Below are 13,017 nucleotides of genomic sequence, written 5' to 3'. Positions count from 1 at the left end.
ACTTAAATTATTATATTTAGTAATTTATTCTTAATATGAATTATTCTTTTTATTTCTTTATTTAAAATATATTTTGAAATTTTCTCATTTGTTTCGATAACTTTAATTATTTCATTTTCTTTTTTGTTGTGTTCTATATTGATTAAACCTCTTTTTTTCCCGTTCACTTGTATTACTATTTTGGCTAATTTATCTTTGATTATTTCTTTATCAATTTTAGGCCATTCTAAATTTTTTATTTTTATTGCTTCTAAGCATTCACTCGAAAAATGAGGTATAATTGGCTGCATTGCTATTAAAATCTTATAATAATTTTCAATCAATGTTTCCTTTCTATGATTTTTTTGAATCTCTTTTGTCATGAAAGCATACATTTCATGTAAATTTGCAATAATTTTATTGTAACTGAAATTTTCTAAATTGTCTGTTACATTATTTAAAAATTTGTTTGTATATTTTGTAATTTCATTATCATCATCTTTAATATTATTATTATTAATTTTTTTTATTATTTCTAAATTTAAATTCCACAACTTTTGTATAAATTTAAATGAAGAAACGATTCCTTCCTCAGACCATTGCACATCTTTTTCTGGAGGACTATCAGATAAAATAAATAATCTAGCAGCGTCTGCTCCATAATTTGAAATAATTCCTTCTGGATCAATTGTATTTTTTTTTGATTTTGACATGGATTCAATAGGACCAACTTCTATTTCTTTTGATTTATCAGATTTTAAAAGTTTTATACCATTAACAGTCTCAATTTCTTCTGGACTTACCCAATTACCTTCAGGATCTTTGTAGGTTTCGTGACATACCATCCCTTGAGTGAATAGTCCTTTGAAGGGTTCTGAGATTTCAATTTTATCATTATTTGTAGATATTGCTCTCATAAAAAATCTTGAATAAAGCAGATGCAATATAGCATGTTCTACACCTCCAATATATTGGTCTACTGGCATCCAGTATTTTATATCTTCTTCATTAAATCCATAGTCATATTCATTCGGAGAGCAAAATCTCAAAAAATACCAAGATGAGCAAACGAATGTGTCTAATGTGTCGGTTTCTCTTGTAAGTTTTTTTCCATCAATCTCTATTTTTTTCCATTCATCAACATGATCTAAAGGATTTCCTTTTACATTTAAATTAATATTTTCCGGAAGTTTTACGGGCAACATGGAGTTTGGAATTTTGTGTACATTTCCATTTTCATCATAAGCAACAGGGATTGGACAACCCCAGTATCTTTGTCTTGATACACCCCAATCTTTTAATCTGAAATTAATTTTTTTTGTTCCTAAATTTTTTTTCTCAAGAATGTCAATTGCTTTTAAAATTGACTCATCAGGCGCCTTTAATCCATCTAAAAATTTTGAATTAACTATAACACCTTCTTTAGTATATGCCTCATTAACTACTTTAAAATTATCATTTTGATCATGCGGTCTCACAACGGTATTAATTTCAAGATTATATTTTTTTGCAAAATCAAAATCTCTTTGATCATGTGCTGGACAACCAAAAATTGCTCCAAATCCATAATCCATTAAGACAAAATTTGCAAAGTATACTGGTACTTTTTGAGTTGGATTTAAAGGGTTTGTTGCTATTAAATTTGTTTTAAATCCAATTTTTTCGCCTACAGCTATTGCCTCTTCAGTTGTTCCAGTTTTAGAGCATTCATCTTTAAATTTTTTAAAATTAATATCATTTTCATAAAATTTTGAAACTTCATGATCAGCAGACAAAGCTAAAAAAGATAACCCAAAAAGGGTATCAGGCCTTGTCGTAAAACATTTAATTTTGTTAACTGGAAGATTTCCCTCTATTGTAAAATTTACTTCACATCCAAAAGATTTTCCTATCCAATTTTTTTGCATTATTTTTACTTTATTGGGCCAATGATCAAGCATCTTGATTCCATCTAATAAATCTTGTGAAAATTTTGATATATTGAAGAACCATTGATTGAGTTTTTTTCTTTGTACAACTGCGCCTGATCTCCAACCTTTCCCATCAATTACTTGTTCATTAGCCAATACGGTTTTGTCAACCGGATCCCAATTGACGTAATTTTCTTTTCTATAAACTAATTTTTTATCAAGTAATTCTAAAAAAAATTTTTGCTGGTGTTTATAGTATGCTTCAGAGCAGGTAGAAATTTCTCTATCCCAGTCTATAGATAAACCAAGTTTTTTTAACTGTGATTTCATCTTTTCAATATTTTTTTCAGTCCAATCTTTTGGATCTAGTTTATTTTGTTTTGCAGCATTTTCGGCCGGCATTCCAAAAGAGTCCCACCCCATTGGATGTAATACATTAAATCCTTGAAGAGTTTTGTAGCGAGCTAAAACATCTCCTATAGTGTAATTTCTTACATGACCCATGTGTATTTTTCCTGATGGATACGGGAACATTTCAAGGCAATAAAATTTTTTTTTATTTTTATCAATTTTTACAGAGAAAGTTTTTTCTTTCCCCCAAATCTTTTGCCATTTGTCCTCTACAGACTTAAAATTGTATCTTTCCACTTTTAAAATCTCTAATCTATTGATGGATAAACATAATCGCTATCTGGACTTTTTTCTTGTTTTTGTTTTTTGTAAATTGCTGCTTTTTTTAGTATTTCTTTTTTAATTTCATTATTCAAATTTCCATCTAAATTTGAAAAATTACAGTTAGTTTGTGAATCAATACATTCTTTACTAAATATCTTAATTTGAAGAGCATCAGATCTTATTTCATTTGTTAAAAATCTTATTGAAATTTTAATACTTTTGTTAGGTGTATTTTTTTCAGAATACCAATCTGTTATAATTATACCGCCACTATAATTTACAGATGAAAGAGGCATAAAATCAATTACGTCTAATGATGCTTTCCATAATTCATTGGAGCTAGCAAAATCAAAAACACCACCTTTACTTTTTAATGCATCGTTTATTCTAAATCCTCTTCCTTCTCTTATGTTTTGTTCCACTCTTTTCTTTGGATCATCAGGGAATTTTCGAGCATCACCACCTGGTAGTTTAAATTTTCCATCTGGTCCTTTACATGAAATAAGAAAAAGTGGGATTATAAAAGAAAATATTAGTAATTTTTTTATCATTTACATATCATAATTTTTTTAGGCTATATCTACTACAAATCACTAAAATAGCTAATAATTACATAAAATAACAACATATATGATGCAAAAATACAACACTTTGTAAATTTTATTTATAAAAATTAGATAATTAAGCAAATAATCTCTCTAAGCATTATAAATAAGCTGTTTATTATTAATAATAACAATAATTAAAAGGAGTAATTAATATGAACATTAAAAAAATAGGTTTGACAGCTCTAGCAGCTTCACTTGTTTCTGTATCAGCTAACGCTGGTGAGTTAACAGTGTCTGGTGCAGCTTCAATCGGAATTGGTGGTTACAGCTCTGAAGATCATAACAGAGGTGCAACTTTCTCAATGGGTAACCAAATCACTTTTTCAGGTGGTGGTGAATTAGATAATGGTATGAATGTTTCTTTATCATTCACAATTGACCAAGGAGATGACACTTTACCATTTGATGGTCACTCAATCACTATCTCAAGCGAAGGAATGGGAACTTTAAAATTCTCAGGTGAGGGCGGAAGCTCAGCATCAACTGCTATAGACGGAACAGCAGCTGGTGATATTTGGGATGCATTCGATGGTGCAGTTAACAGCCAAGTTACTGGTGTAGCTGTAAGTGACACGGGTACTGGTGATAACTCAGCGTTTTATACTCTACCATCAGTTATGGATGGTGTTGAGTTAACAGCTTCATATAAACCACAAGGTACTGGTGCTGCTTCAGAACTAGGATATGGAATTTCATATACTGGTATTGAAGGTTTAACAGCTCAGTATGCAATGACAGATAAGGATACTGGTACTACTGGAACTTCTGGTGATCAAACAGTATGGAAATTATCTTACGCATACGGTCCAGTTACTGCTGCTGCATCAAACAGTGATTATGATGTAGGAACATCTACAAGTGATCAAGAAGTTTCATCTTATAAGATTTCTTACACAGTGTCTGATGAGCTTTCAGTAAGTTATGGAACTGAGACAATTGAAAAAGGTGGATCAAACACTGATGCTGAGTACACAGCAGTTTCTGCTTCATACACAGCTGGTGGTATGACACTTTCAGCGAGTGTTGAAGAGGCTGAGAATGTTGACCATTCAACAAACAGTAACGCAGATGTTGATTACTGGTTCTTAGGTGCAGCATTTGCATTCTAATAATTAGTCAAATTAATTTAAGAAAAGGCCTCTTCATAGGGGCCTTTTTTTATTCAAAAAAAGATATACCAGCAAAACTAGATTGATTTAAAATTTTAAGTTTTTTTAGATTTTTTTTAGATATACCACCAAGTACAACAACCTCTTTTCTCGTAAGTTGTGAAAGAAGTTTAAATTTATTTATTCCTAGATAATTTTTATTTTTTTTAAATAAAGATGATAAGAAAATTTTATCAACTTTTTGTTTTTCTTTATTTCTAATTTCTTTTAAATTGTGAGCAGAACCAATAACTTTAAAATTTTTTTTAAGTGAATAGGATAAATGTTTCGTGTTTATATTAAATGATGGAATGTATGCACCATCTAAATTAAGTTTTATTGCAAGTCGAATATCGTTAGATAAATAAAATTTTAAACCTTTTTTTTTACAGTATTTTTTAATTTTTAAAATAAGTTTTTCATCTGCTGTTTCTGATGAATAATTTCTATAGATAATAGTTGTTTGTTTTTCTAGTTTATCAATATTGTTTGTTTCAAATTTATTTATGAAGTAATATTTCATATCTTTATGCATAACACATTAAAAAATTTATTAGATATTGATAATAATATTAAAGTTTATCTCAATAGATTTAATATTAACAATAATCCTAAAATTATAGCAGTATCGAAAACTTTTAAAATTGATAAAATTTTACCACTTATAGAATATGGACATATTGATTTTGGGGAAAATAAAGTTCAGGAAGCAAGTGAAAAATGGACTGCTATCAAAAAAAATAATAGACATATTAAATTGCACATGATTGGAAAATTACAGACTAATAAAGTGAAACATGCAATAAGGATATTTGATTATATCCATTCTGTTGACAGCCCAAAACTTGCTAAAAGAATTGCTGATGAACAAAATAAAATAAACAAAAAAGTCAAAGTTTTTTTACAGATAAACATAGGTGATGAAGATCAAAAATCGGGTGTTAACAAAGCAGAGGCAAATCAACTGGTTTCCTACTCTAAAGAAATTGGATTAGATTTAATTGGTTTAATGTGTATTCCTCCAGCAAATGTTGATCCTAATAATTATTTTGAAGAGATGAATAGACTTAATAGATCATTTGGCTTTGAAGATTTGAGTATGGGTATGTCTTCAGATTATCTTGTTGCGGCTAAACATTTTGCGACATTTGTTAGAGTTGGATCTAGTATCTTTGGCCATAGAAATTAAAAAATTTTAATATTAGAATTTTTTTTAATTATTTTAAGTATTATTAAAAAATCCTTTTTTTTTAAAGCAACACATCCAGCTGTAGGATTGAAATCTTTTGTTAAGTGAATAAAAATACAACTTCCTAGCCCAATAATAGGTTTTTTATAGTTGTATTTAATTGGTATTAGTAAATCATATTTACTATCTCTTCTTAGTAATTTTTCATGTCTAATTTTTTTTTCAATTTTAATAAGTTTATTATATTTATTGGGGTAACGAATATCATTACACCAACCCATATTTTTTTTAATCTCAATACATTTTAATGAAGTTAATGGTTTTGTTAAACGGTCCTTTCTGAAATAAAGGTTTTCAACTTTAAAGGTACCTTTTGGAGTTTTTTTATCTCCCTCTTTCTTATTTTTTGTTGATCCTTTTTTTCCTATACAACAGTTAAATATAAATTTATCTATTTGAAGAGTATGTTTATTTTTAACTAAAATTGTCATATTCTATATTTGTGATAGCTCAGAATTTAATAATATATAAATTTTCACAATTGTATCATATCCTTGAAGAAATTGAGTTAGATTTAAATTTTAACATTTTACCAGTAGATAATGTAAATATTTTAAAGGATACAATTAAAAATCTTAATAATTATTTGATTATAACAGATAGAGAATATTCAAATATTGGACATCAATTTGTTTTAAATGGTACACCTGTCAATATTTTAAAATTTGTAGAAAAAATAAATATTGAATTTTTAAAAGTACAATTCAAAAATCAATCCAAAGTTAAATTAAACAATTATATGATAGATTTAAATTCAAGAGAAATGTCAGCAAAAAATATCAAGCTCAAATTAACTGAAAAAGAAATTAACACGATTATATTTTTATCTAAATCAAGTAAACCAGTTAGCATTGATGAGTTACAAGAAAAAGTATGGAGTTATCAATCTGATATAGAAACTCATACTGTTGAGACTCACATATATAGATTAAGAAAAAAAATTTTAAACACCTTTGATGATAAAGAATTTATAATCAGTAAAAAAAATGGTTATCAAATTAACTAAAAAAAACCTTATTGCTAAAAACTTGTTTTCTAAAAAGTACAAACCAAAAACAATAAAGCCTAAAAAAGGTAAAGGGAGTTTTAAAAGAAAGAAAAGTTAAATCTAAAGCCTTGCCCCAATTTGTTGTATTACTTTTGATGACATTTCTGTACCTTTTTCGAGGCATTCTTTTGTTGATAGCTTGTTTATATATCCATGTAAAAACCCTGCTGCAAAAAGATCGCCTGCGCCTGTAAGATCAGCTATTTTTAAATTTTTTTCTATACCATTTTCAACAACTTCATCTCCTTTAATTGCAACTGCACCATTTTCACCTCTGGTTATAACAACCAATCTATTAAGTTTTTTTGAAAAATTTATAACTTCTCCAAAATTTTTTGCGTCAATTAATGAGGTAATTTCTTGTTCGTTAGCAAAAGTTATATCGAGTTTGTTTTTAACTAAGTTTAAAAAATGAGGTTTGTGTCTATTCACACAAAATAGATCTGAAAGAGACATAGCGACTTTATTTGCATTATTTATAGCTTTATCAAATGCCTTTTTGGGTTCTCCTTCATCCCACAAATAACCTTCCAAAAATATTATTTCACTTTTTTTAATAGCATCAGAGCTCACATCATTTTCATTAATTTTTCCCGCTATACCCAGGAAAGTACACATTGTTCTTTCTGAATCTGGAGTTACAAGGATTAAGCATGTTCCTGTTGGTAATTCTTCTCTCTTTTTTGAATAAAAATATTCTACATTTTCTCTTTTTAATCCATGTTCATAATTACTACCAAACTCATCATCTGAAATTTTTCCTATAAAACCAGTCTCATCTCCAAGTTGAGAAATACCAACTATTGAATTTGCAACTGATCCTCCAGATACTGTTTTTTCAATTTTAAGATTTTTTAGTAAACTTTTGAATTCATTTTCATCAAAGAACAATTTCATGGTGCTTTTTGTAAGGTTGTTTTGATCAATAAAATTGTCATCAACTTTACAAATGACATCCACGATAGCGTTTCCTATTCCTAAAATTTTCATATTAAGCCTTTTTTGTAATAACAGGTTTTTTTCTTTTTGGGTAGCAAGTAGTGCATATTTTACAACTTAACCCATAACAATCTCTGGCTTTACAGTGTTCTCTCCCATAAAAAATTATTTGGAGATGAAGCTTAGACCACGTTTTTTTAGGAAATATTCTTTTTAAATCCTTTTCAGTTTGAATTACATTTTTTCCATTTGTTAAACCCCAGCGCTGCGCAAGTCTGTGAATATGAGTATCAACAGCAAAAGCTGGGTATCCAAAACCTTGGGACATCACAACACTTGCTGTTTTATGTCCTACACCAGGCAGTTTTTCAAGTTCTTCAAAAGTTTTGGGTACTTTACCTCTGTGTTTTTCTAATACTTGTTTTGACATTAAGTAAATACTTTTGGCTTTAACTCTAAAAATTCCAATTTTTTTAATTAATTTTTCAATTTTTTTTCTCCCTAATTTTACAAAATGTTCTGGCCTATAGTATTTTGGATAAATATCTTTTGTTACATTATTAACATTTACATCAGTACATTGGGCAGACAGAAGTACTGAAATTAATAACGTAAACGTATTTTTGCTTTTTAGGGGAACAGGTGCCTTAGGATAAATTTTATTTAAAGTCTTAATAATTATTTTTGCTTTTTGTTTTTCATCCATTATGAAAAGTTAAGCAAATCTCTCATCGAATATAATCCTGGTTTTTTCTTTATTAACCATTTAGATGCAGTTAAAGCTCCATCTGAGTAAAGCGCTCTATCAAAAGCCTCATGGTTTAAAGTAATTATTTCTTTCCCACTTGAGAATTTTACTTCATGTTCACCAATAATTTCACCTTTTCTAATTGAGTTAAAATTGATTTTTTTTCCATAAGGGAAGGTTTTTTTATTCAAGAACTTATTACCAATTAAATTATATAAATTTTTATTTTTTCCATCTGCTATTCCTTTACCTAGCATTAAAGCAGTACCCGATGGATAGTCCTTTTTATGTTTGTGGTGTACTTCAAATATTTTACTTAAGTATTCATCATTAAGTGATTTTGAGGCAATCTCAGTTAAATACATCAATAAATTTACACCTAAGCTCATATTACCAGCTTTTAAAATTGGTATTTTTTTTGAATATTTTTTAATTTGATTTTCTTGGGCTCTAGTAAATCCAGTGGTACCAATTACTACTTTTTTTCTTAGTTTTGAGGCTATTTTAAGTATTTCAAGCGTACACTTAGGTACCGTGAAATCAATAATTACATCAGTTTTTTTAAATGCTAAATCAGAATTTAATTCAGGTTTAATTCCATTAAATTTTTTATTTATTAATCTATTTTCTGTTAGCGTAACTAATTTAAAATTTTTATTTTTTTTTGAGGATTTTATGAGCTGTTGACCCATCCGTCCCATACATCCTGAAATAGCTAAATTAATTTTTTTCATTAAGTGATAAAATATAGAAGTATCACAAGAATAATTACAATAACAGCCCAAATAATTAAATTTTTAAAAAATACTTTTTTCTTTAAATTTGAATTTATGAAATTGGGTAAAATTAGAACCAGTATTAATATTAAAGCTATTGATGGAATTATTTCTTCTAATCCCATAAATTAATTCTTCCAAAAATCTTTTGCTTTTTGAAAAAATTTTTTAATGCTTGGATTTGATTTGTCGTTTTCGATTTCTCTAAATTGTTCCAGTAATTCTTTTTGTTTTTTATTCAAATATACAGGCACTTCTGTTTTTACCTGAACATATAGATCACCAAAATCACCTCTTCTCATAAATGGCATTCCTTTGCCTTTTAACCTAAATTGTTTGCCATTTTGAGTTCCATCTGGAATTTTTATTTTTGCTCTACCACCATCAATTGTTGGTATTTCAATGGTAGTTCCAAGAGCTGCATCAGCAAGGGATATAGGAAATTCAAAAAATAAATTTTCATCCGATCTTTTAAATAGTTCATGAGAATGAACATTGATAAATAAATATAAATCACCTGTAGCACCACCTCTGCTTCCAGCCTCACCTTTCCCCGCTAGTCTTATTCTTGTTCCATCATCTACTCCTTTAGGAATAGTCACAGATATTTTTTTAGATGCTTGTTTTTTGCCCTGACCATTACAATCATTGCATGGATTAGTGATTTCTTCACCATTACCATTACATTGAGGACATGTTTGTTGAACAGTAAAGAAACCTTGGTTAGATCTTATTCTTCCATTTCCTCCACAATAAGAACACCTGTCTGGAGAATAGCCTGGTTCTGAACCATTACCTTTGCAAGTTCCACATTGTTCAGTAGTTGCAAATTTTATATCTTGTTTTTTCCCATGATAAGCTTCTTCTAATGAAATTGATAAATCATATCTTAAATCTGAACCTCTATTATTTGATTTTCTATTTCTTGATCTTCCTCCACCTCCAAAATCCCCAAAGAAATCCTCAAAAATATCTGAAAAATCAGCTCCACTGAAACCACCAAAACCTCCACCTGGTCTACCACCTCCATTTTCAAAAGCAGCATGTCCAAAGTTGTCGTAGTTTTGTTTTTTTTCTTTGTCTGAAAGTATTCCGTAAGCTTCACTAGCCTCTTTAAATTTTTCTTCAGCCTTTGAATCACCAGGATTTTTGTCCGGATGATATTTAACTGCTAGTTTTCTATAGGCAGATTTTAGTTCATCAGGACTTGCGCTTTTGTTAACGCCTAGGACATCATAATAGTCTCGTTTAGCCATCAAATTACCCCAGACAATTAAATGTCAGTTTATGCGCTTTTTTCTTTATTCTCGTCTTTTACTTCTTCGAAATCAGCATCAACAACATTCTCGTCTTTTTTACCTTTATCATCTCCACCATCATCTTTACCTGATTCTGGCTTAGCACCTTGTTGTGATTTATAGATTGCTTCCCCAAGTTTCATTGAAGCTTGAACTAAACCTTCTGTTTTTTTCTTGATATCTTCAATATCTTCACTTTTTAGAGCTTCTTTTACAGCAGATGATGCATCTTCAATCGCTTTTTTCTCTGCATCTGAAATTTTTGATCCATGCTCTTTTAAGTTCTTTTCTGTTGAGTGAATTAAAGTGTCCGCTTGGTTTCTAACATCAACAGACTCCCTTTTCTTTTTGTCAGCTTCTTTATTAGCTTCAGCGTCTTTAACCATCTTTTCAATTTCTTCGTCACTTAATCCACCAGAAGCTTGAATTTGTATCTTCTGCTCTTTACCAGTCCCTTTGTCTTTTGCTGAAACATTTACGATACCGTTAGCGTCAATATCAAATGTAACTTCAATTTGAGGAACACCTCTTGGAGCTGGCGCAATACCCACTAACTCAAAATTACCTAATAACTTGTTATCAGTAGCCATCTCTCTTTCACCTTGTAAAACTCTAATAGAAACAGCTGGCTGATTATCTTCAGCAGTTGAGAAGACTTGACTTTTTTTAGTTGGAATTGTTGTGTTTTTATCAATTAGTTTTGTTGAAACTCCACCAAGCGTCTCAATACCTAATGATAATGGTGTTACATCTAATAAAAGAACATCTTTAACATCGCCTTGTAACACACCTGCTTGAATAGCAGCACCCATTGCAACTACTTCATCAGGGTTTACACTCTTATTAGGGTCTTTTCCAAAAAAGTTTTTAACTTCTGCTATAACTTTTGGCATTCTAGTCATACCACCAACCATAACCACTTCATCTATCTCACTTGCGGTAATTCCTGCATCTTTTAAAGCAGTCTGACATGGAGGCATTGTTCTAGCAATTAAGTCTTCAACTAAAGCCTCAAGTTTTGCTCTAGTCATCTTTAAATTAATGTGTTTTGGACCAGTTTTATCTGCAGTTATAAATGGTAGGTTTATGTCTGTTTGTTCTGCAGATGATAATTCTATTTTTGCTTTTTCAGCGGCCTCTTTTAATCTTTGTAAAGCAAGTTTATCTGATTTAAGATCAATACCATTATCTTTCTTAAACTCAGAAATTAAATAATCAACAATAGCATTATCAAAATCTTCACCGCCTAAAAAGGTATCACCATTAGTTGATTTTACTTCAAATACTCCATCACCCAACTCAAGTATAGAAACATCAAATGTTCCTCCACCTAGATCGTATACAGCAATTTTTTTATTTTGTTTTTTATCTAAACCATAAGCTAGCGATGCAGCAGTTGGTTCATTGATAATCCTCAAAACTTCTAGTCCTGCAATTTTACCTGCATCTTTTGTTGCCTGTCTTTGTGCATCGTTAAAATATGCTGGTACGGTAATTACAGCTTTTGTTACTTCTGATCCTAAATATTTTTCAGCTGTCTCCTTCATTTTTTGTAATATGAATGCAGAGATTTGTGAGGGAGAATACTTTTCTCCTTTAGCTTCAATCCAAGCATCTCCTTTTTCAGAGTTAACTATCTTAAATGGTGCAGCTTCAACATCTTTTTTTACTGTTGGATCATCAAAATTTCTTCCGATTAATCTTTTAACTGCAAAAATTGTGTTTTCAGGATTTGTTACTGCCTGTCTTTTAGCAGGTTGACCTATTAATTTTTCATTTTCATCAGTAAATGCAACTACTGAAGGTGTCGTTCTTGCACCTTCTGCATTTTCTAAAACTTTAGCTTGTGTTCCTTCCATTACTGCAACACAAGAGTTGGTTGTTCCTAAATCTATTCCAATTATTTTGCTCATAATATTATTGTCTCTCTTTCGTCATATAGGGTTTAAATTTAAAACTACAAGTTGATCTCATAATTATTTATCTCCTGAATTTTCATGATTTTGTTCATTTTTTTCATCTTTTTTGGTAATTTTTTTTGAGACACCAACTAATGAAGGTCTTAAAAGTCTATCTTTAATAGTGAAGCCTTTTTGAATTTCTTGAACAATTGTTCCAGCTTCTTTAGTGTCATCTTCAATCTCCATCATTGCTTGATGAAAGTTAGGATCTAGTTTTTTGTTAATACAATCAATTGGTTTAATATTGTTTTTTTCAAAAATAGAAATTAAATCTTTCTTTATTATTTCTAAATGCTCGAGTATCTTCTTTAAAGCGTCTGTTTCTTTTAACTTGTCATCGCTTTCTAAAACATGTTTTGAACGATCTAAGTTATCAATTAAATTTAATGCCTCTTTAGCAAAGCTAGAACCTCCATACTCAAAGGCATCCTCTTTTTCTTTTTCAAACCTTCTTCTTTGATTTTCCATTTCAGCAAAAGTTCGTGCCAGTTTATCTTCAAGTTCAGAAATTTTTTCCTCTGGAGTTGATTCTTTAATCTCTTCTTTGATTTCCTGAGGTGTTTCTTGTTTATTTTCACCTGCTGAGCTTTCCTCAGGTTTTTCTGTTTCTTTTTCTAAATTCTTATTTTCGTCTTCTGGAGTATTGTTTTGGTTTTCTTCTTTTTCCATAAGCTCTTA

General features: G+C 29.6%; 13 protein-coding genes. 3 read left to right on the top strand and 10 right to left on the bottom strand.

Annotated elements, in window-relative coordinates; all coding sequences use genetic code 11:
- Positions 1-2: 2 nt before the first annotated feature.
- Entirely contained in the window at positions 3-2,537 is a 2,535-nt protein-coding gene (gene leuS, locus ACTTAW_RS01035) for a leucine--tRNA ligase (RefSeq protein ID WP_440650760.1), read from the bottom strand.
- A gap of 11 nt (positions 2,538-2,548) precedes the next feature.
- Positions 2,549-3,115, bottom strand: a complete 567-nt coding sequence (locus tag ACTTAW_RS01030) for a DUF3576 domain-containing protein (protein ID WP_440650758.1) — start codon at positions 3,113-3,115, stop codon at positions 2,549-2,551.
- Between the two features lie 209 nt (positions 3,116-3,324).
- Here ACTTAW_RS01030 and ACTTAW_RS01025 point away from each other — a divergent pair, with 209 nt between their 5' ends.
- On the top strand, positions 3,325-4,281 hold the full coding sequence (locus ACTTAW_RS01025; RefSeq protein WP_440650756.1) for a porin: 957 nt from the start codon (positions 3,325-3,327) through the stop codon (positions 4,279-4,281).
- A 49-nt stretch (positions 4,282-4,330) separates the two neighbouring features.
- Here the strand turns inward: ACTTAW_RS01025 and ACTTAW_RS01020 are convergent, their stop codons facing one another.
- Positions 4,331-4,843: a thiamine phosphate synthase gene (locus ACTTAW_RS01020; protein WP_440650754.1), complete on the bottom strand. Its 513-nt coding sequence runs from the start codon at positions 4,841-4,843 to the stop codon at positions 4,331-4,333.
- Between the two features lie 6 nt (positions 4,844-4,849).
- Between ACTTAW_RS01020 and ACTTAW_RS01015 the strand changes: the two genes are divergently transcribed.
- Positions 4,850-5,509, top strand: coding sequence for a YggS family pyridoxal phosphate-dependent enzyme (locus tag ACTTAW_RS01015; protein ID WP_440650753.1), 660 nt, complete (start codon positions 4,850-4,852; stop codon positions 5,507-5,509).
- On the opposite strand, the gene ACTTAW_RS01010 is transcribed toward ACTTAW_RS01015, so the two are convergent.
- Entirely contained in the window at positions 5,506-6,000 is a 495-nt protein-coding gene (locus ACTTAW_RS01010) for a L,D-transpeptidase family protein (protein ID WP_440650751.1), read from the bottom strand. The two genes, ACTTAW_RS01015 and ACTTAW_RS01010, sit on opposite strands and share 4 nt — an antisense overlap.
- 50 nt (positions 6,001-6,050) lie before the next feature.
- On the opposite strand from ACTTAW_RS01010, the gene ACTTAW_RS01005 reads away from it, so the two are divergent.
- Positions 6,051-6,575: a winged helix-turn-helix domain-containing protein gene (locus ACTTAW_RS01005; RefSeq protein ID WP_440650749.1), complete on the top strand. Its 525-nt coding sequence runs from the start codon at positions 6,051-6,053 to the stop codon at positions 6,573-6,575.
- 102 nt (positions 6,576-6,677) lie between these two features.
- On the opposite strand, the gene ACTTAW_RS01000 is transcribed toward ACTTAW_RS01005, so the two are convergent.
- The 6 genes from ACTTAW_RS01000 to ACTTAW_RS00975 form a co-directional block, all read right to left on the bottom strand.
- On the bottom strand, positions 6,678-7,607 hold the full coding sequence (locus ACTTAW_RS01000) for an adenosine kinase (RefSeq protein ID WP_440650747.1): 930 nt from the start codon (positions 7,605-7,607) through the stop codon (positions 6,678-6,680).
- A gap of 1 nt (position 7,608) precedes the next feature.
- Positions 7,609-8,262 carry an endonuclease III gene (gene nth, locus ACTTAW_RS00995; RefSeq protein WP_440650746.1) on the bottom strand — a complete coding sequence of 218 codons (654 nt, stop codon included), beginning with the start codon at positions 8,260-8,262 and terminating at the stop codon, positions 7,609-7,611.
- Positions 8,262-9,038, bottom strand: a complete 777-nt coding sequence (dapB, locus tag ACTTAW_RS00990) for a 4-hydroxy-tetrahydrodipicolinate reductase (protein ID WP_440650744.1) — start codon at positions 9,036-9,038, stop codon at positions 8,262-8,264. The genes nth and dapB overlap by 1 nt, the downstream gene beginning before the upstream one ends.
- Positions 9,039-9,208: 170 nt before the next feature.
- Complete coding sequence (gene dnaJ / locus ACTTAW_RS00985) at positions 9,209-10,336, bottom strand: molecular chaperone DnaJ (protein ID WP_440650742.1); 1,128 nt, start codon at positions 10,334-10,336, stop codon at positions 9,209-9,211.
- A gap of 29 nt (positions 10,337-10,365) precedes the next feature.
- Positions 10,366-12,291, bottom strand: coding sequence for a molecular chaperone DnaK (gene dnaK, locus ACTTAW_RS00980; protein ID WP_440650740.1), 1,926 nt, complete (start codon positions 12,289-12,291; stop codon positions 10,366-10,368).
- Between the two features lie 63 nt (positions 12,292-12,354).
- On the bottom strand, positions 12,355-13,008 hold the full coding sequence (locus tag ACTTAW_RS00975) for a nucleotide exchange factor GrpE (RefSeq protein ID WP_440650739.1): 654 nt from the start codon (positions 13,006-13,008) through the stop codon (positions 12,355-12,357).
- Between the last annotated feature and the right edge of the window lie 9 nt (positions 13,009-13,017).

The organism is Candidatus Pelagibacter sp. HIMB1495 (genome assembly GCF_052047955.1).
Lineage (GTDB): Bacteria > Pseudomonadota > Alphaproteobacteria > Pelagibacterales > Pelagibacteraceae > Pelagibacter.
This window is presented reverse-complemented; position numbering and strand designations above follow the sequence as displayed.